The sequence below is a fragment of the Brotaphodocola sp. genome (assembly GCF_050873365.1).
Classification (GTDB): Bacteria; Bacillota; Clostridia; order Lachnospirales; family Lachnospiraceae; genus Brotaphodocola.
Genome location: NZ_JBNMIQ010000001.1, coordinates 1 through 24336, shown reverse-complemented (window position 1 = coordinate 24336; position 24336 = coordinate 1). Strand labels below are relative to the sequence as shown.

Genomic DNA, 24336 nt, shown 5'->3' with positions numbered 1-24336 from the left:
AACGGCAATGAGAGAGCGGAACGGACTGCACAGATAAAATAGGACGGGGAAAGAGAGGCATAGATATGGCGGGCATGATCCAGAATCTGGGAGCGGCTTTTGACGGTGCGCGGTCCTGGCTCTCCTTCTTGCCAAGGATTTCAATATCAAGTTTGGCAGAGATCATTATTCTTGGAATCCTGGTGTATTATGCACTGCTGTGGTTCAAGAGCACGCGGGCATGGTACCTGCTGAGGGGCATCGCCATGATTCTGATTTTTGTACTTCTGGCAGCTTTGTTCCATTTTGATACAATCCTATGGCTCATGGAGAGGACAGGAAGTATTGCGGTGATGGCGCTGGTAATCATCTTCCAGCCGGAGATGAGAAAGGCGCTCGAACAGCTTGGAAGCAAGAATCTGATTTCGGAATGGTTTTCCTTTGATGACGGCAAGGAGAACACCGGGTTCACCGACCGGACGGTCAATGAGATCGTGAAGGCGACGTTTGAGATGGCGAAGGTGAAGACCGGTGCGCTGATTGTAATTGAGCGCAACATGCCACTCAAGGAGATCGAGCGAACCGGAATCGAGATCAACGGAGTGGTCAGCAGTCAGCTTCTGATCAATATTTTTGAGCACAATACTCCGCTTCACGATGGAGCTGTGATTGTCCGGGGAAATCGGGTGGCGGCAGCGACTTGCTACCTGCCTCTCTCCGACAACATGGAGATCAGCAAGGATCTCGGAACGCGCCATCGTGCGGCAGTCGGAATCAGTGAGGTGACAGACAGCATCACGGTTGTCGTATCGGAGGAGACCGGAAGAGTCTCCCTCGTCGAGGCAGGTTCCCTGCGACACATTCCGGACGCTGAGACCTTGCGTGTCTCGCTCGCAGGAATGGAGGAGCGGACAGACACCGGAACCAACCGGTTTATGATTTGGAAGGGAAAACGTAAGAATGAAAGAAAAACTATTAAATAATCTCGGTTTAAAAATTCTTTCGATCTTTGTGGCGTTTTTTGTCTGGCTGGTGGTAATGAATGTGTCCAATCCGATGGTTGATGACAGCAAAGAGGTGCCTTTAGAGATCAAGAATGAAGAGGTGCTGACCTCTGCGGGAAGAACGTATGAGATCAGCGGAAAAAATACGGTGACCGTCCGCTATGAGACGCACACGAGGGATTCCTACCGGGTTCAGGCTTCCGATTTTCGCGCCTACATCGATCTGGCAGATCTCTATGATGTGACCGGATCGGTTCCGGTCAATATCGAGATCGTCAACAACAAGAGCCTGATTTACAGCGCGGAGGCGCGCCCGGGTGTTGTTCGCGTTGTGACGGAGGAGATTCAGTCAAAACCGTTTGACATTCAGGTTCGGGAGATTGGAACGGAGATGGATGGCTATGCGATCAGCGAAGTCAAACTCTCGCCGTCGAAGGTGACGCTCGAGGGACCGGTTTCCCAGGTAGGACTGATCAGCCGGGTCGGTGTCGAGATCGACAAGACCGGACTGAGTGCAAATAAGACGGGAACCGCAAAACTTGTCTTTTACGATGCCAATGGAAACTCGCTGATGGACAGCGGAAAGATCGACCGGATTCAGGTTGACTCTCCGGAGGTTGAATATCAGCTGACAGTCGATAAGGTGAAGGAAGTCTCCCTTGATTTCGAGGTGACCGGAAGCGCAGGGACGGGATACCAGTACGTTGGAGTCACGAGCAGTGTCAAGAGCGTCAAGGTCAATGGGGCGAAGGACACGCTTGCGGATCTGACAAAGATCACGATCCCGGCGACGGAGCTTGATGTGAGCGGAGCGACTGCGGATAAGGTGGTCACGATCAATCTGACTTCCTATCTTCCGGAGGGTGTGACGCTTGCCGAGTCGGAGAGTCCGACCGTGGAAGTACGGCTGAGAGTCGAGAAGCTGATCAATCGCACGATCACATTGACGGAGAGTGACATTGTGCTCTCCGGACAGTCCGAGAGCATGACCTATCGTCTGAATCCGACTCAGATCGATGTGACGATCCAGGGTCTTGCGGAAAATATCAATGGTGTTGAGGCGTCTCAGCTCGGTGCTTCCTTAAATCTCTCGGGATTGTCTGTGGGAAGCAACCGCGGAGTCCTGAAATTTGCGGACAGCAATGCATATCGGATTGTCTCCTACACCGTATTTACGGTGGAGGTATCCTCCCAGGCTCCGGTGATGATCATCGGAACTTCCCCGGCAGAGACGGAGAGTCCGGAGACCGGATCACCGGCGGGTGGACAGAATGAGACAACAGAATCCTCCGGAGTTGCGACGGAGAGCAGTGCCCAGAATTGATGAAAACAGATAGAATCGATAGAATTAAGGATCGATCGAATTGATGAAAGAGAAAGAGGAACACAGCAGTGATAAGCAGAAACGTTACGATTAAAAATGCGTCTGGCCTGCATCTGCGTCCGACAGGGATGCTCTGCAACGAGGCGATCAAATACAAATCTTCGATTAAGTTCAAGTCTGGAAATGGAAATGAGACAAACGCAAAGAGTGTGCTCAGCGTTTTGGGGGCATGCGTCAAATGTGGGGATCAGATTGAGTTTGTCTGTGACGGACCGGATGAGGAAGAGGCGATGGAGGCGATGGTTCGCCTCGTCGAGAGCGGTTTAGGGGAATAAAAAGACCGCCGGTTTCGCCGGATTTTTAAGCTTTATTTTTTATTTTATAGTTTTATAGGAGTTTTTCTATCTTTGCGTGTATCTCCGGGGGAGAGAAGCTGAGTGTGGTCGCAGAGAAACAAAAGAAACATTCAGAACCTCATTCCGATGGAGTTTCACATATAAAATAAAAGGTTTAATTAATAAGGAGGAAAAAGGTATGTTTAAGGGAACAAACGCATCTTCCGGAATCGGTATCGGAAAAGCAGTGATTGTGGAAGAGGCAGAGTTAGTCATCAAGAGAGAGGCTGTCGCAGACAAGACCGCAGAGGTTGAGCGTTTTAAGGGGGCGCTTGACAAGACGATGAAGGATACGGAGCGCATGGCAGCAGATCTGGCTACGAGAGTAGGGGAGAAAGAAGCCGAGATTATGCAGGGTCATCTGATGCTTCTGATGGACCCGATGCTGACCGGAGAGATCGAGAACACGATCACCGGCGAGGGCATTTGCAGTGAGTATGCGATCGAGCAGGTCTGCACAACCTATGCGGATATGTTCGCTTCTATGGACGATGAGCTGATGCAGCAGAGAGCAACCGATATGCGCGACATCAAGACCCGTATGCAGAGAGTTCTTCTCGGTGTCGAGTCCGTGGACATCTCCGCACTTCCGGAGGGAAGCATTCTCGTCGCAAAGGATCTGACTCCGTCGATGACCGCAGGCATCAACCCGAAGCATGTGACCGGTATCGTGACCGAGCTTGGCGGAAAGACTTCTCACAGCGCAATTCTTGCACGCGCACTGGAGATTCCGGCAGTTGTCGCAGTTACAGACTTTTTGAAGAATGTGGCAAATGGCGATACCGTTGTTCTTGACGGTTCTGAGGGCGTTGTCTATGTGAATCCGACCGCAGAGGTGGAGCAGGAGTACAGCGCAAAGCGCGAGAAATTCCTGAAAGAGAAGAAAGAGCTTGAGCAGTACATCGGAAAGCCGACCGTGACGAAGGATGGTGTGACGATTGAGCTTGTCGCAAACATCGGAAAGCCGCAGGATGTCGAGAAGGTTCTGCAGTACGATGCAGAGGGCATCGGTCTGTTCCGTACCGAGTTCCTCTTCATGGATCGCACCGCAATGCCGACCGAGGAGGAGCAGTTTGAGGCTTACAAGACCGTCGCAGAGAAGATGGAGGGCAAGCCGGTTATCATTCGTACCCTCGATATCGGCGGTGACAAGGAGATCCCGTACATGGGTCTTGAGAAGGATGAGAACCCGTTCTTAGGCTATCGTGCAATCCGTTTCTGCTTAGACAGAAAGGATGACGTTTATCGTCCGCAGTTGAGAGCACTCCTGCGTGCAAGTGCTTACGGAAACATCCGCATCATGATCCCGATGGTGACCTGCCTTGACGAGTACCGCGAGGCAAAGGCTCTGATTGAGGAGATCAAGAAGGAGCTGGACGGCGAGGGAATCGCTTACAAGAAGGATATTCAGGTCGGCATCATGGTTGAGACCGCAGCAGCTTCCCTGATGGCAGATGCATTTGCGAAGGAAGTAGATTTCTTCAGCATCGGAACGAACGATCTGACGCAGTACACGATGTCCGTAGATCGCGGAAATGACAAGGTATCTTACCTCTACTCTCCGCTGAATCCGGCAGTTCTGCGCAGTATCAAGCGCGTGATCACCTGCGCAAGAGAGGCTGGCATCATGGTCGGCATGTGCGGTGAGGCAGCGAGCGATCCGATGATGATTCCGCTTCTGCTGGCATTTGGTCTGAATGAGTTCAGCATGAGCGCATCTGCAATCCTGTATTCGAGAAAGCTGATCACGAATTACAGCATCGAGGAACTTCAGGCAGTCGCAGACAAGGCGATGAGCTTTGTGACGGTAAAAGAAGTTGAGGATTACATGCGGGCATTTATTGGATAAGTGAGACAAGGAGAGTCCGCAAGTTGCGGGCTCTCTTTCTACACGTCCCATTATGCGACGAAAGGGCTGGATACCAACACAGCGAAAGAAAAATACATACAAACAAGATGGGATGGAAGAGGAAACGATGATAGTTTATTTGATTTGTTACGTTGCCAGTTTTATTCTGGCGAGATTTGGAATTTATCTGCTGTCCGGAGCAGTGATGATTGGATCGGCGTGCTGGCTGTACTATTCGGAGTATCGAAAGACGCAGAACCTGATTCATCTGCGCGCGCTCTTCTCACTTTTCTGGGTGGGAGGTGAGGGCATCGCGTGCCTGAAGTTGAGCAGGCTTCAGACGGACTGGTCGGTGATGACATGGATCTGTCTCGCACTTGCCTACATCGGGTTCTGGGTAATTTTTGAGATTCTGACCCAGATTTATGGCTCCGGTCACGACCATTACGGACGATGGAGAGGATACACCGGGAATCCGGCGCCAGTCTTTCACATGGTTTGTGGGCTGACCGTAGTTTCTGCGCTGGCATTTGCGGGTGAGGCGGTTGTTCTTGGGTATGTGCCATTTTTGGTTCGCGGTGTTCCGCACGCATACTCGGAATTTCATCTGACAGGCATTCACTACATCACGGTATCGTGTGTGCTCGTTCCGTCTCTGACTGTTCTGTACTTTCATATGGCAAGAGGACGTGAGAGCAGTCGATGTGCAGTGACGGCGATTGTGATGACGCTGATTTCTCTGTTGATTCCGATTCTCTGTGTATCCAGATTTCAGTTTATTTTTGCTGTGGTGCTGGCGACGTTTACCTATATCTCGCTTCAGAAGCTCTTTCAGCCCGCTTATCTCTTGATCCTGTTTGTGGTGATCATTCCGGTCTACCTGATTCTGACTGTGGCGAGAAGCCATGATGTCGCTTACTTAAACGGTATTTTTGAGATGAAATGGGAGCGCATGCCGATCTTCATCACTCAGCCGTACATGTACATTGCAAACAACTATGACAATTTCAACTGTCTGGTGGAGTCTCTGACAACACATTCTATGGGAATGAAGGGGCTGTTTCCGCTTTGGGCGCTGACGGGACTGAAATTTTTCTTCCCGCAGTTGATTAATTTCCCGATTTTTGTGGACAAGAAGGAACTGACAACGCTGACGATGTTTTACGATGCCTATTATGACTTCGGATGGATCGGAGTGCTGGTTTTCTCCTGCCTGCTGGGATTTGTCGCCTATCTGCTCGTCGTGAAACTGCGCGAGATGCGCAATCCGATGGGATATCTGCTCTATGCACAGATGGGGGCTTATCTGATGTTATCGTTTTTTACCACCTGGTTTTCCAATACAACGACCTGGTTTTATCTGATTGTAACGGGAATTCTGGCGGTTTATTATCATATCAGCGAACACCGGCGATAAAGACTAAAAGACTAGATAAAAGAAATGAAAAGAAATACGCAGGGATGGGCGCGGGAAGGAGAACATTACATTATGATTTCTGAGAAAATGAGACCACTTGTGGCAAATAATTCGGTTATCCGGGTTATGTTTGAGGAGGGCAAACGGTTGGCATCCATTTATGGAGCTGAGAATGTCTATGATTTCAGTCTGGGAAACCCGAATGTTCCGGCACCGAAAGAGGTGAATGAGGCGATTGTGGAGACCCTGATGGAGGAGGAATCCACGTTTGTTCACGGTTACATGAGCAATGCCGGTTATGAGGATGTGCGTGCAACGATTGCAGATTCATTGAATCAGCGTTTCGGCACTGCATTCCACCAGAACAACATCCTGATGACAGTCGGTGCGGCGAGTGGTCTGAATGTGATCTTAAAGACGATTCTGAATCCGGGCGATCAGGTCATCGCATTTGCCCCGTATTTCGTGGAGTACGGCGGATATGTGAGAAACTATGACGGAGAGCTTGTTGTCGTTTCTCCGAACACCGTGGATTTCCAGCCGAACCTTGAGGAGTTCGTCGAGAAGATCAATGAGAAGACGAAGGCAGTCATCATCAACACGCCGAACAATCCGACCGGTGTTGTTTACTCCGATGCAACCCTGACGAGACTTGGTGAGATCCTCAGAGAGAAAGAAAAAGAGTTCGGAACCGACATCGTGCTGATCTCCGATGAGCCGTACCGTGAGCTTGCATACGATGGTGTGGAAGTTCCGTATGTGACGAAATACTACGCAAACACCGTTGTCTGCTACTCTTACAGCAAGTCTTTGTCCCTTCCGGGCGAGCGAATCGGTTATCTCGTAATTCCGGATGAGATGAAGGACAGCGCGGAGGTCTTCACCGCTGCGACGATCGCAAACCGTGTAAACGGCTGTGTCAATGCTCCGTCCCTGATGCAGAGAGTCATCAAGCGTTGCATCGAGAAGGGCGCAAGCGTCAACCTTGAGGCATACGACCGCAACCGCAATCGTCTCTACGAGGGACTGCGCGAGTGTGGATTCACCTGCATCAAGCCGGAGGGCGCCTTCTATCTGTTTGTGAAGTCCCCGGTTCCGGATGAGAAAGAATTCTGTGCAACCGCGCAGAAGTATAATCTTCTGCTTGTTCCGGGAAGCTCGTTTGCATGTCCGGGATATGTGCGAATCGCATACTGCGTATCTTATGAGCAGATCGAGCGCTCGATGCCGGCATTTGAGAAACTGGCACAGGAGTATAAGCTGAAATAAGGAGTGTAACCCGAAATAAGGAGTATAAGCGAAAGTAAGCGAAAATAAGTGAAAATAAGCGAAAATACGCTGTGAGAATGGCACGGTAAAAATAGAGCTGTTAAAAAATGGAACTGTGGCAACAAAGCTGTATGAATAGGACTGTGAGAACAGGATTGTAAGAACAAAATTGTGAGAACAGGACTATGGCAACAGGGCTGTAAGGTCAGAACTGTGAGAGCAGATAGATGATAAATGCGATAGGTGAGATGTGAAAAAAGATGTGAGCCGACAGGAGGAGAACAGAAGATGAAAGCTTGGGAGAAAAATATACGAAAAGTAGTTCCTTATGTTCCGGGAGAACAGCCAAAGGGAGATCGCCTGATCAAACTGAATACGAATGAGAATCCTTATCCGCCGGCACCGGGCGTACAGAAAGCAATGAGAGAGATGGATTATGACCGCTTCCGCAAATATCCGGATCCGGCAGTCACCGATCTCGTGCATGCGCTTGCAGAGTACTATGACCTTGGAGATGATCAGATTTTTGTCGGCGTGGGTTCTGACGATGTGATTGCAATGGCATTTATGACCTTTTTCAATTCAGAAAAGCCGGTGCTTTTCCCGGATGTCAGCTATTCGTTCTATAAGGTGTGGGCGGATCTGTTCCAGATTCCGTTTGAGACACCGGCTCTGGATGAGGATTTTCGGATTCGTCCGGAGGACTACTACCGCGAGAATGGCGGTGTGATCTTCCCGAACCCGAATGCACCGACGGGACTGCTTCTGTCGCTGGACGCAGTGGAAGATATTTTGAAGCATAATCAGGATGTCGTTGTGATTGTGGATGAGGCATACGTCGATTTCGGCGGGGAGAGTGCGAGAACGTTGCTCGACAAGTATGAAAACCTGCTTGTCGTACAGACATTCAGCAAATCCCGCTCGATGGCAGGAATGAGAATCGGATTTGCGATGGGCCATCCGGATCTGATCAAGGCGTTGAACGATGTGAAGTACTCCTACAATTCCTACACGATGAACATGCCGTCCCAGATTCTCGGTGTGGAAGCCGTGAAGGATGACGCATATTTCAAGGAGACTCTGGCAAAGATCATTGATACGAGAGAGTGGTCGAAGCTGAAACTTCGGGAACTTGGATTTTCCTTCCCGGATTCCAAATCAAACTTCATCTTTGCGACGCATGAGCGCGTGCCGGCAGAGAAGATTTTTGAGGCGCTCAAGGCAGAGCAGATCTATGTGCGCTACTTCAAACAGCCGAGACTTGACAATTATCTGCGAATCACGATCGGCACGAGAGAAGAGATGGAAGCACTGTTTGCATTTCTTGGAGAGTTTTTGGCTACTGCACACTAGGAGCGTATAGCTCAGAGTGAATGCGCAGTGATTCTGATGGGAAGATGTCAGTGAAGCTGACCAGAATCACGCGCCAAGTCGATACTTGCGTCGATTTGAACGGAAAGTTGCTGAACAGAAAATTTCGTATGAGGTCGACTTGAATCAAGTAGCGGGAGCAAAGCGTAGGAGAAATACATAGAAAAAAGGGGGCTGAAAGCGGATAGGTACCGTGTACAGTCCTCTTTTTGTCTAAATTTTTTAATAATGCGGGCTGAATGTGGGAAAACGAGTTGTTGGATAACATTGCTGACCGGATTTGTGGACAGAATAATAGGATTGCAATGTGGAGAAACGAATTGCTGGATAACGGTGAATATGGTACATAGTGGATATGGTATATATGGTGTATATGGTGTAAGGTAATATGGTGTAAAGTAAAAGAAGATCAGGAAAAGATTGAGAGAAGGTGGCAGAATGGAAGACTGGAAGAAAAAATATCTCAGACTGATTTTAAATCTTGTAATTCCGATTGTGGAGATTCTGGCAGTTTGTCTGCTGGGCCCCAGACTTTTAAAGTTTTTTATGCCTTTTGTGATCGGGTGGATCATTGCGATGATCGCAAATCCTCTTGTGAAATTTTTGGAGCGGAGAGTGCGACTTGTTCGCCGTCACAGTTCCGTGTTGATTGTGATAGCCGTACTTGCGCTGATTATCGGGCTTGGATATGGAATCATTTCCTGGCTTGTGATGCAGGCGATTGATCTCGGAAAGCATTTGCCGGAGTTGTACCAGCAGGCAGTTGAGGAGGCAAATGCGATTACTCTGCGGTTTGCTCATGTATTTGCCCTTCTTCCGGACAATGTGCAGGATTCCTGGCAGGAATTTACCGGAAATGTGGGTGCGACGCTCAGCATTCTCGTTCAGAAGATGGCATCTCCGACTGTGGAAGTGGCAGGAAATGTTGCGATGAAGATTCCAAATATTCTCGTGAGCGTGATTATGACGATTCTCTCCGCCTACTTTTTTATTGCAGAGCAGGAGAAGATCATTGATTTCTGGAAAAAATATATCCCGGAGAGCGGAAGTCGTTATTGGGATCATTTGAAAGAAGAAATCAAACGGCTGATTGGCGGATATTTTCTCGCACAGTTTAAGATCATGTTTGTCGTTGCTCTGATTCTTGCAGTGGGATTTCTCGTGCTCGGCGTGCATTATGCAGTCTTGCTTGGCATCCTGATTGCGATCCTCGATTTTCTTCCGCTGTTTGGAACAGGCACCGTGTTGATTCCGTGGGCGATCATCAAATTGCTTGCGGGTGAGTATGCGCTGGCGATGGGATTTGCCCTGCTCTATGTGCTGACTCAGGTTGTGCGCCAGATTGTACAGCCGAAGATTGTCGGCGACACGATGGGACTTCCACCCCTGATGACGCTCGTGTTTTTATATCTGGGATTTAAGTTTCACGGAATCTCCGGAATGATTCTTGCAGTTCCGATCGGAATTCTGATTATGAATCTCTACCAGTTTGGCGCATTTGATGAGATGATTGCGAGTGCAAAGACGCTTGTGGAGGAGATTCAGAGATTTCGGAAATCTGGAGATGGTCAGTAAGGTCGGTAATTTGTGATTGCTTAAGTTGCTGGAACAAGTCTTAAGATCGCATTATCATCGACGTATCGACATCGACGTATCTACTGCGTGAAGTTGAAGTGATTTAAGATGGATGCGTGAATTTGAACGGAAGGCGTGAGTCTCAGTTATGAGTTATTGTTCACGTGTTGCGTAAATAGCTGTACAGTAACCGTTATGCCAATGAGAAGTAAGTATAAATGAGAATCCCTCTTGTATCCGGGGGATAAATTATGTATAATGTTTGGGAGAGCAGAATCCGGATGCGGTGTATCATGGCAGATTCTGCTTATCGCAACAAGAGAGTTATATATTAAGTAACAAAAAGTAGTAAATGAGAAAATGCCGGGCGTTTTAACGACCGGACAAATACCAGGAGGAAGACAACTCGTGAACAGAGAGAAAATCATTGTGATCGATTTTGGTGGCCAGTACAATCAGTTAGTGGCACGCCGGGTCCGGGAATGTAATGTATACTGTGAAATTTATTCCTACAAGACCAGCATCGAGAAAATTAAAGAGATGAACCCGAAGGGCATTATCCTTACCGGTGGTCCGAACAGTTGCTATGAGGAGGGTGCAGCAACTTGTAGCAAGGAACTGTTTGAACTGGGAGTTCCGGTTCTGGGACTGTGCTACGGCGCACAGCTGATGATGCATGTTCTTGGCGGACATGTATGCAAGGCTCCTGTTCGTGAGTATGGAAAGATCGAAGTGACCGTAGACCAGAGCAGTGCTCTGTTTGGTGATGTTTCCGAGAAGACGATTTGCTGGATGAGCCACAACGACTACATCGAGGAGAAAGCACCGGGATTCAAGATCATCGCTCATACCCCGGACTGCCCGGTAGCAGCAGCTGAGTGTGCAGAGAAGAATCTGTACGCAATCCAGTTCCATCCGGAGGTTCTTCATACCGTAGAGGGAACGAAGATGCTGTCCAACTTCGTATACAAAGTTTGTGGATGTGCAGGCGACTGGAAGATGGATCACTTCGTTGAGCATACCGTAAAGGCTCTGCGTGAGAAGGTAGGCGATGGAAAAGTGCTTTGTGCTCTGTCCGGCGGTGTAGACTCCTCCGTTGCAGCGGTTATGCTGGCAAAGGCAGTCGGCGATCAGCTGACCTGTGTATTCGTAGATCACGGTCTTCTGCGCAAGAACGAGGGCGATGAGGTTGAGGAAGTATTTGGACCGAACGGCCCGTACAAGCTGAACTTCATCCGTGTCAACGCACAGGATCGTTTCTATGCAAAGCTCAAAGGCGTAGAGGAGCCGGAACGCAAGCGTAAGATCATCGGCGAGGAGTTCATCCGTGTATTTGAGGAAGAGGCAAAGAAGATCGGAAAGGTAGATTTCCTTGTTCAGGGAACGATTTATCCGGACGTTGTAGAGAGTGGACTGGGCGGAGAATCCGCAGTTATCAAGTCCCACCACAATGTCGGAGGACTTCCTGACTACGTTGATTTCAAGGAGATCATCGAGCCGTTGCGTGACCTGTTCAAGGATGAGGTTCGTAAGGCAGGACTGGAGCTTGGTATTCCGGAGAAACTCGTTTACCGTCAGCCGTTCCCGGGTCCGGGTCTTGGAATCCGTATCATCGGTGAGGTAACCGCTGAGAAGGTAAAGATGGTTCAGGAAGCAGATGCGATTTACCGCGAGGAGATCGCAAAGGCAGGACTTGACCGCGGAATCGGTCAGTACTTTGCAGCTCTGACCAACATGCGTTCCGTAGGTGTTATGGGCGATGAGAGAACTTATGATTACGCCGTAGCCCTGCGCGCAGTCAACACGATCGACTTCATGACTGCTGAGGCAGCTGAGATCCCGTGGGATGTCCTGGGAATCGTGGCAAGCCGTATCGTCAACGAAGTACCGCACATCAACCGCGTACTCTATGATTGCACCGGAAAGCCACCGGCAACGATTGAATTCGAATAATTTAGAACGTGTAAGGTGATCATGAATGATTGTAAAAGGATGTGGGAACATTTCCCATATCCTTTTATAACTGTCAGGTATGAGAAGAAGTGCCTGTGAATTGAAATGCATTAATGGTAGGATATCGATAGATATCTATAAAAACGAACGGTTAAATTTTTTAATCGTTCGTTTTTATATTAATGAATAGATTATAGAATTGCAATTTGCATTAATGGTTGGATAATAAGTATAAAAAATGCTTGCCAAATAAAACAACCTGTATTATAATGAGATTGTAAAAAAGACCACAGATATAAAATATCGTGTGGTCTTCATAAAAAGTCTTTTCAAACTAAAAAGAATTTGAAAAAACCCGTCGCAAGGTCTATTTTATCATATTCATTTCTAGTTTGTAAAGCTTTCTATGAAATTTTACTCAAAAACGGGTAAAATAGAATACCTGTTATAATTTCATAAAGGAGGCTTATCTATGAGAAAGTCAAATTGTAAAACCGTACAGGAAAGTAAATGTTTTGAGGAAATACAAGAAAGTGGATCTATGCATATGCTGAAGTTTTGCTTAGAATGGAAACCGCATAGAATTGCACTTATCTTAAAAATGGTTTCTCAGTTACATAGATAATTTATATTCGTAGTAGAAAAAATTAAATAAGAAAAATTGTCAGAAAATACACTTGTTATACCATGCATAGTCTGTTAAACTCTATTATATTAAGAAAAGGGTGTAAAAAGATTTTATGGATAATAAAGAAACAGAAGATTTAAACAAAGAAACAAAGTATTTGGCACATGTTGATTATGAAACTCAGAGAACACAAGATGCGAAAACACATTTGCAGAACGTTGCTGACTTCGCTTTAAAAAATTGCCCGCTTCCGGAATTAGATGTGTTAGCATATTTGGTGGGAATCTTGCATGATGCTGGAAAACTTGGTGAAGAAAACCAGAAAGATTTTGAAAAAATACTGGAATTAGGTGATCAAGTTCATAAAAATGGTTTGGATCATTCTACGGCAGGTGGAAGACTGATACAGGAGCTGATAAATGTACCAATCGTCACAGAAATGATCAGTACAGCGATATATTTTCATCATGGAATTGTTGATTGTATCAATATGGAAACTGGTGCGAGTGTACAGATACAACGTCGGGAAAAAGAAATACAATATGAACAAATAAAAGAAAGATTTAAGCAGACGATAGATTGGGAAATGCTGAAAGAAAAATCCTTGGAAGTTACTAAATCATTCGGAAGAATTAAAGCTCAGATTGGTAATTTTTTGAAAAGCTGTGGAGGAAAGAATCTAACGTATTATGGAGATATTAACTTCTTCTTGGGAATGTATTTGAGAGTTTTATTGTCGCTTCTTATCGATGGGGATTGGACAGATACTTCCTGCTTTTTTGAAGATGTTCCAATGAAAGAACGGATTTCAACGAAAGAGGTACAGGATATATGGGAAGAATGCATTACAAACTTTGAGACTTATATGTCGGAAGAAGTAAAGAATAATCTGGATTATGGAAGCCCTTTAAATAATTGTCGTCAAGAAATTTCGGATTTGTGTCGTGAGGCAGCAAATACAGAGAAAAATCTATACCGTTTGACAGTTCCGACAGGGGCAGGAAAGACATTAAGCAGTTTACGATTTGCTCTGTATCATGCGAAGAAAGAACAAAAACAGCATATTATTTATGTTGCACCATTTAATTCAATTTTGGAGCAAAATGCAGAGGAAATTAGAAAAGCGGTAAAAAGTTCAGGAATTGTGTTAGAACATCATTGCAATGTCGTATATATGAAAGAGGACGAGGAACGGTATAGAAGTTTGACAGAAACCTGGGATTCTCCAATCATTGTTACTACAGCAGTGCAATTGTTAAATACATTGTTTTCCAGCAGTAAGAGTTATATCCGAAGAATGCACGCATTGTGTAACAGTATTATTATTTTTGATGAAGTTCAATCTATCCCAGTCAGATGTACGGAGTTGTTTCATGAGGCGGTGAATTTTCTTTCGCAATTTGGAAAGACGACAGTGGTGTTATGTTCCGCAACTCAGCCTAGTCTTGCAAAACTTGAAGAGAATAATGTGTATCCATGTATAGAGATGGCAGGAGAGTTGAAAAGATATGTAAAGATTTTTCAAAGAACCGAAATCATTGATGACACCAATCTATATCCGGGTGGGATGGAGAGTGAAGATCTAAAAAAGTATACTTTGAAAAAGACTGAATTATATGGAAATACTCTGGTAATTGTAAATACTACATCATGTGCCTATAAGTTATTTAAAGCATTGAAAGAAGAGTTGCCATGTGGATATAAAATTTTTCATTTGAGTAGTAATATGTGTCCTCAACATAGGATGAATACTTTGGCGGAAATTAAAACGGCATTGAAAGATAAAAAATCACATGTCATCTGTGTCAGTACGCAAGTTGTTGAAGCTGGAGTAAATTTCTCTTTTAATTGTGTGATAAGATCAAAAGCAGGACTGGATAATGTAATTCAGGCAGCGGGACGATGTAATCGTCACAAGGAAATTCTTATGGGGCGAGTTTTTATTATCCAAATGAGTAAAAACGCTGAAAATCTGGACAGGCTACCAGAAATTCGATTGGCTCAACGGGCATTAGATAAAGTTTTGTATCACTTTAGAGAGAATCCGGAAGAGTTTGACGGTGCATTAGATTCTGAAAGAGCGATTCAAGCGTATTATATAAGCTATTATGGAATTTTAAAAAATTCAAATGCAGATGAAACAAAATTTCCGGAAAAACGATATCAGAGGACACTGGTAGAGCTGTTTGGATCAAATAGTTCTGCGCAAAAACAATATCAAGATTATTATCGGGAAGAATATTTAAAAAAGTCATTAAAATTACCAAATATATATTTTGCACAGGCATTTCTTACAGCTGGAGAAGAGTTTGAGGTAATAGAAGATGATTGTAAGGCAAGTCTTGTTGTTCCCTATGACGAGAAGGCAAGAGCGTTGATTGCAGATTTGTTATCTGAGCATTCGGATTTGAAAGAGCATAAGCAGATATTGAGAGAATTGCAGAGATATACGGTTCGTATCTCTATGTATAGGAAAGAAAAGTTGGGAGATGCAATTTACGAGATTGGAGATGGAGAGATACAGGTACTTAGTGAAGGGTATTACGATTACGAGACAGGTGTATCAGAAGAAATGGTGATAGGATCAGGAATGTCAGATCGGAGTGATATGGGGTTCTATATAGATTGATGGAGGTGAAAAAAGTGGAAAAATATAGAAATACCATCGAATTTGAAGTATCTGGAGCATATGCATTGTTTTCTGAACCAGTTATGCGTGCGGGTGGAGAAAAAACCAGCTATCATATTCCAACTTATGAGGCATTAAAAGGAATTACGGAAAGTATTTACTGGAAGCCGACGATTAAGTGGGTAATTGATGCAGTGCGAGTGATGAATGCAATTCAGACAGAGACGAAGGGAATTCGTCCGATTGCATACAATGGCGGAAATGAGCTTGCATATTACACTTATTTAAAGGATGTGCGATATCAGGTGAGAGCGCATTTTGAGTTTAATGAATTTAATATTGAGCATTCAAACTTGGAAAAAGATCGAAATGAAAATAAGCACCATAATATTGCTAAGCGCATGGTCGAAAGAGGCGGACGAAGAGATATTTTTCTCGGAACAAGAGAATGTCAGGGATTTGTAGAGAAATGTGAATTTGGTGAGGGAAACAGTTATTATGATACGATGCCGGGAGAGATTCAATATGGCTTTATGTATCATGGAATCACTTATGCGGATGAGGCAGTTTTGCCAGAGGATCAGGGTCAAATGACGGTGCGCTTCTGGAATCCTAAAATGATTTGGGATACAGAACTGAGAAAAGGTGGAATTATAGAATTTATTCGACCGGAGGAGTGTACGCAAAAACGGCATATCCGTGAGATGAAACCGAAAGTATGGAATCACGATAATTTTGCTGGTTTAGAGGAATTTACAAGCGAGGAGTTGGGCGAGTGAACTGGGTACAAGAACTGCTTGAGGTGTATGAAAAGAATAAAAAAGAAATTGGGGTTGTGAGAGTCCGAGGAGCAATGCAATATGTATTGCTTCCACCGTTTCACACTACTGTGACAGCACAGATAACCGTTACGATTGATCAAAATGGAAATTTTCTAAGTGCGGACTTTGTGAATAAAGAGGATAAAATGACGATCATACCGGTTACAGAAAAATCTGGAAGCCGTACTGCAGGAAAAGAGCCACATCCGTTGTGTGATAATTTGCGATATTTGGCAGGAGATTATCCGGAGTATATCGAAGATGATGGTGTATGCTATGAATTATATATTGCTCAGCTGGAAAAATGGTATCAATCCAGTTTTTGTCATGAAAAAGTAAAAGCAATTTATTTGTATTTAAAGAAAAAGATGTTAATCCATGATCTTATAAATGCAGGAAAGATAAAGCTAAATGAAAATGGCAAGATTGACGAAAAAGAAACGATACAGAATATTCCACAGGCAAAGGCATTTGTGCGGTTTATAGTACGTTCTTCAAGCTTTAAATGGGATGAATCAGAGCCGGATGAATGTTGGAGAGATCGGAGCTTGCAGGAGTGCTATATAGCGTATACGCGATCACAAGATAAAGATCCAGGACTTTGTTATCTGAGTGGAAATGTAGAGACGATTTCCTATTTGCATGCAAAGAAAATTCGAAACGAAGGAGATGGGGCAAAGCTGATTTCTGCAAATGATAGTCAGAATTTTACTTATCGCGGACGTTTTGTAGAGAAAGAAGAAGCATTTGCAGTGGGAAGTGAAACTTCACAGAAGATACATAATGCATTAAAGTGGATTATTAGAAGACAGGGGAATGTTTTTGACACATTAGTGCTTGTTACCTGGGAGGCAGGAAGAAAAGAAGAAAATGAATCAAGAGAAATGCCTGAGTGGGATGTTGGTACAGATGAAATCGCATCAGAGTTTGATATGAATTGGTATTTTAAAAGTTTGAGCGATGAGAAATGGGACGGAAAACAGCTTACTGCGCAGATGTTTGGGGAGGCATTAGATGGATACAGAAAAAAAGTAGAAAATACAGCGCATATGATCTTACTGGGATTTGATGCCTCAACACCGGGACGACTTGCGATGGTTGAGGAAAAAGAGTTGGATTCTGCAAGATATCTACGCAATATTCAGAAATGGCATGAGGAATGTGCGTGGTACCATGAAAAGCAAAAAAATGGGGAAATAAAATATTTTTGGGGAATGGTAGGTGTCAGAGATTTTGCAGATATTTTGTTTGGCGTAGAGAGTAACGGATATTTGACTATTGTTGATGCAAATAGTAAGAAGCTTTATGCGCAGGTTGCAAAGCGATTGATCCCATGTATTTGGGATGCGCAGAAAATTCCGTATGATTTTGTGAATCGTGCAGTAGCAAAGGCATCTATGCCATTGTCGTATAACAGTAGGAAAAATTGGGAGCGGGTTTTGACTCTGGCATGTTCATTGGTTAAAAAGCATAGAAAAGATCAAGGTTATAAGGAGGAATGGAAGATGGCAGTAGATCAGGAATGTAAAGAGAGAGATTATCTGTATGGACGATTGTTGGCAGTTGCGGACAGAATTGAATATCGAACCTATGAAAAACAACAGGATGATTCGCGAGTTACGAATGCAAAGCGATATATGAATGTATTTTCTCAGAGACCGTATGAGACGTGGAAGGTAATTGAGGAAAATATCCAGCCATATTTGAATAAGTTGCCGATGATTCAGGAGAAGCGTTATTATGAGAATCTGTTGAATGAGATTTGTAGTCAATTTACGGTAGAGGATTATAAGAATAATGAGAGATTGAGTGGTTTATATTTGTTGGGGTATCATTGTCAGTCGTATGATTTGAAGAATCATAAAGAAAAAAACACAGAAGAGAATAAGGAGGAATAAGAGATGAGTGAGATGCGTGGAAAGGTAGATTTTACCTTGTTTGTCAGTGTGTCAAATGCAAATCCGAATGGAGATCCGCTGAATGGAAACCGGCCGAGAATTAATCTGGATGGATATGGAGAAATTTCAGATGTTTGTATCAAGAGAAAGATTCGAAATCGATTACAGGATTTAGGGTATCGGATTTTTGTTCAATCGGACGATCGCGCAGATGATTCTTTCACGAGCTTAAAGGAACGTGCAGACAGCTGTGAAGAATTAAAGAAACAGATGGAGATTAAAAAAGGGGCAGGAGCAAATCGTGATCTTTGTGCAAAGATTGCATGCAAAGAGTGGATGGATGTGAGAACTTTTGGACAGGTATTTGCATTTAAAGGAAGTTCGGTCTCTTTTGGTGTGAGAGGACCGGTTTCGATTCATCAGGCAGTTAGTCTTTCGCCGATTGATATTATCAGCATGCAGATTACAAAGAGTGTTAACAGTGAGGCTGGAAAAGAGAGTAAGGCATCTGATACGATGGGAAGTAAACATCGAGTAGAATTTGGTGTTTATAAGATTATGGGAAGTATCAATGTTCAGTTGGCAGAAAAAACGGGATTTACTCAGGAAGATGCAGAGGCAATAAAGGAAGCGTTAAAGACGTTATTTGAAAACGATGCTTCTTCAGCTAGACCAGAGGGAAGCCTTGAGGTATGTAAGATGTATTGGTGGCAACACGATGAAAAGACGCCGGTAATATCCAGTGGAAAAATTCAGAGAGGATTTTCAACGGGTATAAGAGCAGGAATTGCTCATCCAAAAAAATTTGAAGATTATGAGATTACATGGCATGTAGACGGATGCAAAGAACCGGAGGTTTTTGATTTTGTATAATGAAGATGAATTTCTTCAACTGTCTGGAATTCAGCATTTTGCGTTCTGTCGAAGGCAATGGGCATTGGCGTATATTGAGATGCAATGGTTAGAAAATGTTCGAACTGTAGAAGGAAAAATTCTTCATGAGAATGCACATAATCCAAGTCTGAAAGAAAAAAGAGGAGATTTATTGATTGTTCGAGCAATGCCGATTCATTCCTGTGAGATGGGTGTGAGCGGTGAGTGTGATATCGTAGAATTTCATAAAGACAAGGATGGGGTTCCTTTATCGGGAAGAGAGGGAACATATCGTGCAGTTCCAGTGGAATATAAGAGAGGAAAGCCTAAGACGGATGATGTGGATCTTTTGCAGGTTACAGCTCAAGCAATGTGTCTGGAAGAGATGTTGTGTTGTACCATTCCATATGGATATATCTACTATGGGGAAACAAAACATCGATTGAAAGTTGAGTTTAACGAAGAGATACGGACAAAAGTTAAAAATATATTTGCTGAGATGCATAAATATGAGAACCAGCAATATACGCCAAAAGTAAAAACCAGTAAAAAGTGTAATGCCTGTTCTTTAAAGGATATATGTTTACCTGTGTTAAATAAAAAGAAATCTGTTGCTAGTTATATTGATAAGATGATTTCAGAAGAGGAAGAACAATGAAACGGCTGTTAAATACATTATATATTACATCTGGAAATAGGTATTTATCTTTAGATGGAGAAAATGTAGTTGTTTTAGAAGAACAGCAGGAGATAAAAAGAATTCCATTACATAATCTTCAGGCTATTATGACATTCGGTTATACTGGGGCAAGTCCAGCGTTGATGGGAGCATGTGCTCAAAGAAATATTGAATTATCCTTTATGTCTGCAAATGGACGTTTTTTAGCTCGTGTCATAGGTGAAGTAAAGGGAAATGTGACATTAAGAAAACAACAGTATAGAATTAGTGATGATAAAGAAAAAAGTATAAAAATAGCGAGAAATTTTATTCTTGGAAAGGTGTATAATTCGAGATGGGTTCTTGAGAGAGCAATTAGAGATTATCCGATGCGATTGGATACCGAACTTATCAAGAAAAAATCGCTTTATTTATCACAGAGTATGAAAAATATACGAGTGTGTGAAAATGCTGATGAACTGCTTGGACTCGAGGGAGAGGCAGCTTCTGTATATTTTTCTGTGTTTGATGAATTAATTTTACAACAAAAGGACAACTTTTATTTTCGCGGACGAAATAAAAGACCACCATTAGATAATGTAAATGCAATGCTTTCTTTTGCGTATTCATTGTTAGCGAGTATGTGTGGATCCGCACTGGAAGCAGTTGGTTTAGATCCATATGTTGGATTTTTTCATACAGATCGACCAGGCCGAATGTCGTTGGCTTTAGATATTATGGAAGAATTTAGAAGCATTATGGCAGATCGATTCGTTTTGACATTGATTAATAAACGAATTATAAAGAGTGAACATTTTATGAAAAAAGAAAATGGTGCTGTAATTATGTCTGATGAAGGCAGAAAACTCTTTATATCTGCGTGGCAGTCAAAAAAACAAGAAGCAATTAAACACCCATTTCTTGATGAGAAAATTGAGTGGGGGATGGTACCATATGTTCAAAGCATGTTGTTAGCGCGGTACTTGCGTGGAGATTTAGATGAATATCCTCCATTTTTCTGGAAGTAGGTGAAACTATGTTAGTATTGATTACTTATGATGTTAATACTCAGACGGCAGCGGGGCGGAAACGATTAAGGAAAGTTGCGAAAGAGTGTGTGAATTATGGACAAAGAGTTCAAAATTCAGTATTTGAATGTCATATGGACGCTACAAAATGCAGACAGGTAAAAGATATTTTAGAAAAACTTATTGATAAAGATGTGGATAGCTTGCGGTTTTATTATTTAGGCGATAAATATAAAAGTAAAGTAGAACATATAGGCGCAAAACCAGGATTTGATGTTACGGATACTTTAATTTTATAGTGCGAATAGTAAGTGAACATAAAAACGCTAGGAGATTCGCACCTTGAAAATGCTGTTATTTGGGTGTGTCAATGGGTGAAAAAACAATTGTATAAGTGTATTGAATTTATAAATTGTAAAAATTCCTAACAATTATAAGAAAATATGTGATATAATTGTTAAGAATTGCTGTCAGCCTCCTTGTGAGGCTGTGAATTGAAATGTTGGAAAAGGCGGAAAAATTGTGATCGACGGCGGTCAGCCTCCTTGTGAGGCTGTGAATTGAAATAACGCCTGTCTTGGACAGATGAGTTCAGCTGCAGGTCAGCCTCCTTGTGAGGCTGTGAATTGAAATATTGACCTGTCGCCACAGGTAATGGATTAAGCCCGGTCAGCCTCCTTGTGAGGCTGTGAATTGAAATGCAATCATGGGAATGGTGCTGTTCGCAGAGTATCGTCAGCCTCCTTGTGAGGCTGTGAATTGAAATGAGATTGTGGATACCGGAGAATCATGGCAACAGCGTCAGCCTCCTTGTGAGGCTGTGAATTGAAATAAAATATGATAACGCTATATATAAGGCAGCAGGTGTCAGCCTCCTTGTGAGGCTGTGAATTGAAATAACTTTGCGTCCTGCATTATATATCCGGTTGCTTTGTCAGCCTCCTTGTGAGGCTGTGAATTGAAATTCTATAATACCGATATGGCTCATAAGTGTCGCTCGGTCAGCCTCCTTGTGAGGCTGTGAATTGAAATGCGATCGAACTGCTGGTGCCGGACAGCGTAATCTGTCAGCCTCCTTGTGAGGCTGTGAATTGAAATGGCAATCCATGTTCCAGTATTGCCGAGAGACGTACCGTCAGCCTCCTTGTGAGGCTGTGAATTGAAATATGCTCAGGGGAGGACAAAACCGGGCAACATTGTGTCAGCCTCCTTGTGAGGCTGTGAATTGAAATGCAGAACGGGCCAGAAAGGCTGGAAAGAAGTTCTCCGTCAGCCTCCTTGTGAGGCTGTGAATTGAAATACTGGTATCCGAAGACTTCCATGTAATTCCCAGAGTCAGCCTCCTTGTGAGGCTGTGAATTGAAATGCCTGTAAGAACTTAAATCCATACTCAATGCTTCGTCAGCCTCCTTGTGAGGCTGTGAATTGAAATTTTATCAAATTTTTCTCATTCGCCATGCCACCATTTCGTCAGCCTCCTTGTGAGGCTGTGAATTGAAATATACTTATCTCAAAACCGGAAGTCTTACATCCAAGTCAGCCTCCTTGTGAGGCTGTGAATTGAAATACTCTCTACAAGGCGGGCAATCGAGTCAAGGGCACGTCAGCCTCCTTGTGAGGCTGTGAATTGAAATGGAGGAGTACAATGAAGAGCTGAATCCGGATGTTGTCAGCCTCCTTGTGAGGCTGTGAATTGAAATTTCCATCTAAGGTTGCTCCACAGTCGATAAAACAGTCAGCCTCCTTGTGAGGCTGTGAATTGAAATATACCCTTCCGAAAATATATATCCTGGCGCAACCGGTCAGCCTCCTTGTGAGGCTGTGAATTGAAATCGCTTGCTCCAATCTGCTGTGGTGTAGCATAAGGTCAGCCTCCTTGTGAGGCTGTGAATTGAAATATAAACCATTGGTTATCCTTTTCAGAAACCTAAGTCAGCCTCCTTGTGAGGCTGTGAATTGAAATGTAAATGGCAATAACGGAAGTTCCGGATTTGATGTCAGCCTCCTTGTGAGGCTGTGAATTGAAATGCCATAATATCATCTACATGTCAAACGAGTGGGGTCAGCCTCCTTGTGAGGCTGTGAATTGAAATATGTTACCTTTGCTATCTGCAAATTCAAGATCGGTCAGACTCCTTGTGAGGCTGTGAATTGAAATCCCTTTCATAATTTTTGATATATCATGAAGCCACCGTCAGCCTCCTTGTGAGGCTGTGAATTGAAATACATTGAGAGTAATCTCTCCATTATTTGACGCAAAGTCAGCCTCCTTGTGAGGCTGTGAATTGAAATGTACATTTCATAGTTCCATCAGCAGAGAGTTTAAGTCAGCCTCCTTGTGAGGCTGTGAATTGAAATATTTAGTGCGTCATTGTCAGCGCCAGATATGCGCCGTCAGCCTCCTTGTGAGGCTGTGAATTGAAATAAGCTGTGTAAGCGAAGACATAAGGCTAGATATCGTCAGCCTCCTTGTGAGGCTGTGAATTGAAATATAACAAAATAAAGGAGATTTGTCGAAAAAAAGGCGTCAGCCTCCTTGTGAGGCTGTGAATTGAAATATTGGAGAGTATTGGCATGTATGCTCCAGAAGTTGTCAGCCTCCTTGTGAGGCTGTGAATTGAAATTTCCACCGTTAATCCCGTTAAACCATTTCGCAAAAGTCAGCCTCCTTGTGAGGCTGTGAATTGAAATTCTGAAATCAATACAGATTCCGAGAATTCCGTGAGCGTCAGCCTCCTTGTGAGGCTGTGAATTGAAATAGCATCCGTAAAAAAGAGGGTGTATCTAAAGCAGGTGTCAGCCTCCTTGTGAGGCTGTGAATTGAAATAAACAAATCGTAACGCTCTGACAAGTCACTAAAAAGTCAGCCTCCTTGTGAGGCTGTGAATTGAAATACGACTTGCAAGAACGATTGATAGTATGCACGGGTCAGCCTCCTTGTGAGGCTGTGAATTGAAATACTCGTGAATTGCCAGCATACAGCGCTTGGATACGTCAGCCTCCTTGTGAGGCTGTGAATTGAAATGACCGAGTTGGAAAGTGAGGGAGAGATTCTTGGAGTCAGCCTCCTTGTGAGGCTGTGAATTGAAATATCTTTGTTCGAAAAACCTGTTTTTCTAGCCAGCGTCAGCCTCCTTGTGAGGCTGTGAATTGAAATTTCAAATCTGACGAGAAATTCAGCATATATGTTTGTCAGCCTCCTTGTGAGGCTGTGAATTGAAATGATATAGAATCGTTCTGCTTCGCTATCCATCAATGTCAGCCTCCTTGTGAGGCTGTGAATTGAAATGATCTACAATGATCGGCTGTAAATTGGTGTCACCGCGTCAGCCTCCTTGTGAGGCTGTGAATTGAAATTTCCAGGTAGCCAGCTCGCCCTTGATGCTTTCTGTCAGCCTCCTTGTGAGGCTGTGAATTGAAATGTCCTTACCGCATAATACTAATCGCCAGCCATGGTCAGCCTCCTTGTGAGGCTGTGAATTGAAATGAGTATATCATCTCGACAACTGTGAATTCTGGGCGTCAGCCTCCTTGTGAGGCTGTGAATTGAAATGCAATATTGTGGAAAATAGGAGGATATCATGTACGTCAGCCTCCTTGTGAGGCTGTGAATTGAAATGCAAAAGCTGGACTGGTTTATACCGTGGCTGGCGGTCAGCCTCCTT

At 43.9% G+C, this 24336-nt stretch carries 16 protein-coding genes and 1 CRISPR repeat array; all 16 genes read left to right on the top strand.

The window, feature by feature from the left end; all coding sequences use genetic code 11:
* Positions 1–74: 74 nt before the first annotated feature.
* Positions 75–962: a diadenylate cyclase CdaA gene (gene cdaA, locus ACR0QT_RS00080; protein WP_432629087.1), complete on the top strand. Its 888-nt coding sequence runs from the start codon at positions 75–77 to the stop codon at positions 960–962.
* Positions 940–2307, top strand: coding sequence for a CdaR family protein (locus ACR0QT_RS00075; RefSeq protein WP_432628892.1), 1368 nt, complete (start codon positions 940–942; stop codon positions 2305–2307). Before cdaA ends, ACR0QT_RS00075 begins: the two co-directional genes overlap by 23 nt.
* Before the next feature lie 68 nt (positions 2308–2375).
* Positions 2376–2642, top strand: a complete 267-nt coding sequence (locus ACR0QT_RS00070) for an HPr family phosphocarrier protein (protein WP_432628891.1) — start codon at positions 2376–2378, stop codon at positions 2640–2642.
* Between the two features lie 199 nt (positions 2643–2841).
* Positions 2842–4551, top strand: coding sequence for a phosphoenolpyruvate--protein phosphotransferase (gene ptsP, locus ACR0QT_RS00065; RefSeq protein ID WP_432628890.1), 1710 nt, complete (start codon positions 2842–2844; stop codon positions 4549–4551).
* A gap of 127 nt (positions 4552–4678) precedes the next feature.
* Complete coding sequence (locus ACR0QT_RS00060) at positions 4679–5968, top strand: O-antigen polymerase (RefSeq protein WP_432628889.1); 1290 nt, start codon at positions 4679–4681, stop codon at positions 5966–5968.
* Between the two features lie 72 nt (positions 5969–6040).
* Complete coding sequence (locus ACR0QT_RS00055) at positions 6041–7237, top strand: pyridoxal phosphate-dependent aminotransferase (protein WP_432628888.1); 1197 nt, start codon at positions 6041–6043, stop codon at positions 7235–7237.
* Positions 7238–7525: 288 nt separating this feature from the next.
* Positions 7526–8590, top strand: coding sequence for a histidinol-phosphate transaminase (hisC, locus tag ACR0QT_RS00050; protein WP_432628887.1), 1065 nt, complete (start codon positions 7526–7528; stop codon positions 8588–8590).
* A 456-nt stretch (positions 8591–9046) separates the two neighbouring features.
* Positions 9047–10183: a sporulation integral membrane protein YtvI gene (gene ytvI, locus ACR0QT_RS00045; protein ID WP_432628886.1), complete on the top strand. Its 1137-nt coding sequence runs from the start codon at positions 9047–9049 to the stop codon at positions 10181–10183.
* A gap of 408 nt (positions 10184–10591) precedes the next feature.
* Entirely contained in the window at positions 10592–12136 is a 1545-nt protein-coding gene (guaA, locus tag ACR0QT_RS00040) for a glutamine-hydrolyzing GMP synthase (RefSeq protein WP_432628885.1), read from the top strand.
* 740 nt (positions 12137–12876) lie between these two features.
* Positions 12877–15393 carry a CRISPR-associated helicase Cas3' gene (gene cas3 / locus ACR0QT_RS00035; RefSeq protein ID WP_432628884.1) on the top strand — a complete coding sequence of 839 codons (2517 nt, stop codon included), beginning with the start codon at positions 12877–12879 and terminating at the stop codon, positions 15391–15393.
* A 14-nt stretch (positions 15394–15407) separates the two neighbouring features.
* Positions 15408–16172, top strand: coding sequence for a type I-C CRISPR-associated protein Cas5c (gene cas5c / locus ACR0QT_RS00030; protein ID WP_432628883.1), 765 nt, complete (start codon positions 15408–15410; stop codon positions 16170–16172).
* Positions 16169–18112 carry a type I-C CRISPR-associated protein Cas8c/Csd1 gene (gene cas8c, locus ACR0QT_RS00025; RefSeq protein ID WP_432628882.1) on the top strand — a complete coding sequence of 648 codons (1944 nt, stop codon included), beginning with the start codon at positions 16169–16171 and terminating at the stop codon, positions 18110–18112. The genes cas5c and cas8c overlap by 4 nt, the downstream gene beginning before the upstream one ends.
* A gap of 3 nt (positions 18113–18115) precedes the next feature.
* Positions 18116–18985: a type I-C CRISPR-associated protein Cas7/Csd2 gene (cas7c, locus tag ACR0QT_RS00020; RefSeq protein WP_432628881.1), complete on the top strand. Its 870-nt coding sequence runs from the start codon at positions 18116–18118 to the stop codon at positions 18983–18985.
* Positions 18975–19643, top strand: coding sequence for a CRISPR-associated protein Cas4 (gene cas4, locus ACR0QT_RS00015; RefSeq protein ID WP_432629086.1), 669 nt, complete (start codon positions 18975–18977; stop codon positions 19641–19643). The genes cas7c and cas4 overlap by 11 nt, the downstream gene beginning before the upstream one ends.
* Positions 19640–20671 carry a type I-C CRISPR-associated endonuclease Cas1c gene (cas1c, locus tag ACR0QT_RS00010; protein ID WP_432628880.1) on the top strand — a complete coding sequence of 344 codons (1032 nt, stop codon included), beginning with the start codon at positions 19640–19642 and terminating at the stop codon, positions 20669–20671. The genes cas4 and cas1c overlap by 4 nt, the downstream gene beginning before the upstream one ends.
* A gap of 8 nt (positions 20672–20679) precedes the next feature.
* Complete coding sequence (cas2, locus tag ACR0QT_RS00005; RefSeq protein WP_432628879.1) at positions 20680–20970, top strand: CRISPR-associated endonuclease Cas2; 291 nt, start codon at positions 20680–20682, stop codon at positions 20968–20970.
* A gap of 170 nt (positions 20971–21140) precedes the next feature.
* Positions 21141–24290: a CRISPR direct-repeat array (repeat unit 32 nt; unit sequence GTCAGCCTCCTTGTGAGGCTGTGAATTGAAAT).
* Positions 24291–24336 lie beyond the last annotated feature (46 nt).